Source organism: Arthrobacter sp. SPT-J7 (genome assembly GCF_059089965.1).
The window spans coordinates 1-1,230 of the sequence record NZ_JBNHFF010000453.1; the positions used below are offsets into that span (position 1 = coordinate 1).

2 protein-coding genes are annotated in these 1,230 nt (G+C 66.0%); both read left to right on the forward strand.

All coding sequences use genetic code 11. The features are described 5' to 3' along the window. On the forward strand, positions 1 to 758 hold a 758-nt coding region (wecB, locus tag AC5RWX_RS33510; RefSeq protein WP_494100461.1), incomplete at its 5' end, for a non-hydrolyzing UDP-N-acetylglucosamine 2-epimerase. A 65-nt stretch (positions 759 to 823) separates the two neighbouring features. Further along, on the forward strand, positions 824 to 1,230 hold a 407-nt coding region (locus tag AC5RWX_RS33515), incomplete at its 3' end, for a hypothetical protein (protein WP_494100462.1).

Sequence of the window (1,230 nt, forward strand, 5' to 3'; positions counted from 1 at the left end):
GCCTCACCGGTCAGATAGCATCCCTCCACCTGGCGCCGACCTGGGCCGCGCGGGATAATCTGCTGCACGAGAACGTCGCTCCTGACACGATCGTGGTAACGGGCAACTCTGTCATTGACGCCCTGTTTATCACCGTCGCCTCCTGCCCGAGGATCGAGGACCCCGCACTGAGTGCGCGTCTGGTGACCGGACGTCCGGTGGTGCTCGTGACGGCACACCGCCGCGAGTCCTGGGGCGAACCGCTGCGCCAGGTCGGCCGGGCGATTGCCCGATTGGCCGCAGCGCACCCTGATCACGACTTCATCTTCCCCGCGCACCGCAATCCCCTGGTGCGTGAGGCGATCCTGCCTACGGTGCAGGACTGCCCCAACGTCCTCGTCACGGAACCGCTTCCTTATGCACAGTTCTGTGCGCTGCTGGAGCGCTCTTCGATCATCCTGACCGACAGCGGCGGCGTGCAGGAGGAGGGGCCCTCACTGGGCAAGCCTGTGCTGGTCATGCGGGACACCACCGAACGTCCGGAGGCCGTGGCGGTGGGCGCCGTGCAACTGGTCGGCACAAACGAGGAGACGATCGTCGACGCGGTGTCCACTCTCATCAAGGACGAACGGATCTACCAACGCATGGCGAGGGCGCTCAATCCCTACGGCGACGGCCACGCCGCCGAGCGGACAGTCCGGGCCCTGGCCCGCCACTACGGACACAACGACACCGTGCAGGAGTTCCGGGACTGGGCAACAGCTGTCCCCGTCGTCTGAAAGCCTCCGCACGCGGAATCCACGCCGACCAGCGAAGCCGTCACCCACACTTTCAAGGAAGAGCCATGGAGAATCAGTACCAGTTGTCCAGCAGAGGGCGCAGGGGGTGGGTAATTGGCCTGGTTTCCCTGACCCTGGTCGCCGCGGGCGTAGTCTTCGGCCTCACCGACGAAAGCCTCGTCGAGGGAGAGAACTCCCCACTCGCTCAGCGCTACACCACGGTGACGAACTCCGATGCCGGGGCATCGACGGTGAAGACCGCCACGTTCTCGCCGCGTTTCGGTCGACCGGGCGGGGCACGCACGCTGGTGCTCTACGACGGCACCGGTAACGCCCCGGAGGACGCCGAAATGTACGGCATTGCCGCTGGGAATCTGGCCACGCACTTCGGCGAAGCCGAGGTCGCGGCGGTGGGCGACTACACCGCGGACAGGATGCAGGACTTCGACGCCGTCGTCTACCTAGGGATGGA